Source organism: Sulfuricurvum sp., assembly GCF_049305995.1.
In the GTDB taxonomy this organism is placed as follows: Bacteria; Campylobacterota; Campylobacteria; order Campylobacterales; family Sulfurimonadaceae; genus Sulfuricurvum.
Window position 1 is genome coordinate 1 of record NZ_JBAQPS010000389.1, and the last position, 1567, is coordinate 1567.

At 34.7% G+C, this 1567-nt stretch carries 3 protein-coding genes; all 3 read left to right on the forward strand.

The genetic code is table 11. The features are described from left to right. Window positions 1–580, forward strand: a 580-nt coding sequence (locus WA010_RS12995) for a chemotaxis protein CheX (RefSeq protein WP_422557541.1), incomplete at its 5' end; no start/stop codon positions are given. A gap of 3 nt (window positions 581–583) precedes the next feature. Beyond that, complete coding sequence (gene fliN / locus WA010_RS13000; protein ID WP_422557542.1) at window positions 584–931, forward strand: flagellar motor switch protein FliN; 348 nt, start codon at window positions 584–586, stop codon at window positions 929–931. Continuing rightward, the coding region (locus WA010_RS13005; RefSeq protein ID WP_422557543.1) for a hypothetical protein at window positions 928–1567 on the forward strand (640 nt) is incomplete at its 3' end. The genes fliN and WA010_RS13005, both read left to right, overlap by 4 nt.

Genomic DNA, 1567 nt, shown 5'->3' on the forward strand with positions numbered 1-1567 from the left:
ACTCCAATCCCTAAAAAGGCTAATTCAAAACTCATTTTTTTATTACCTCAATTTATATCGCGCGATTATACCCCCTATGTGCTTCAATAAACCTCTTTTAGATCAATTGAATTTACGCTATAATCAACGCTCAACCTTGACCCGAAATGAGAATACTATGCTATCTATCATTATCCAAGCAGCTGAAAACTTTTGTCAACACCAATTACATCTTCCGTTCAAACAAACAGTAAAAGCATCTAAAAAGAGAACGTTTTTTGCTTATATCGATATTGACGTACAAAATAGTAACAGACATAGGGTTTATGTAGGTTGCGATGATGTTCTCATACAAACTATTGTAGAAATATTTTTAGGTGAAAATAATAGTGATGAACAAACAATTATCGATATGTTATTGGAAACAACAAATATGATTGTTGGAAGTGCAAAAATATTAGCCAAAGAGTCATATGATATATCTTTCGCCATTTTGACACCATTTTTTGTTTCAAATACTATTTTAATAGAAAGCATGGAATATGTACAACATCTAGATGTTAAAAATGGCACCATGATACTCGCATTACAAAGGCTCTAAACGATGGATGAGACACTCATAACAACAGAATCTTTACTACCGCATGAACGCCCTTTTGATTCTCTAAAAGAACTGTCATGGATGGATTATGAAGGTCTTCTTGATATGGAAGTAGAATTTGTTGCCGATTTGGGACAAACAACATTAACGCTCAGAGAGATTTTAAAACTCGAAAAAGGGTCTGTAATCGATCTAGGCAAACCGGCGGGCGAAAGTGTCGAGTCGTATGTAAACCGACGTATTATCGGTAAAGGAGAAGTCATGGTATATGAAAAAAATTTAGCAATACGTATTAATGAAGTACTTGACTCAAGTGCTGTACTTTATTACCTTTCAAAAGAGAGACTATGAGAACTATACTGCTTTTTTTACTTATCCCTGCATTTTTATGGGGAGCGAAAGTTCTAAGTTATAACGTCTACGATCGAAATGATCGTGTTGATGTAATGTTAACTTTTGACACTCCGTATGAAGGGGTACTCCGCCAGAATAAACAAGGCGACAGCGTCGTTATCAAACTCGAAGAAGCATCAATTGAAACACCAAAAATCAAAGATGTCAACTCAAAATATTTAACTAAACTTACTATAGCACCTCAGGGTGAAAATATTGAAATCGTGGCAAAAGTTTCTTCCGATGTAATTATGCAAGCTTCTAAAACCTCCGATTCTTACGGTTTACGCCTTCGTTTTATGAATCCCATACCCGATGTTAAAGAAGAAAGACCTCAACCTATCGATGAAACAGCCTTAAAAGAACTCCCAACTAAAGCAGATAATGAATTTGAACAAAGTTATTACGTCGTTATTACTATTTTAGTCATTGGAATCGCTATTTTATTTTGGCTCAAACAAAATATTGCTAAACGTACTGAAGGTATCCAAAATGAGCCAAAAACACCATGGCTTTTTAATAAAAAAGTATCTGAATCAAAACCTGTTAGCCCAACTGCAGCAAATATTCCTACAGATTTAGGTGGTCTTCATA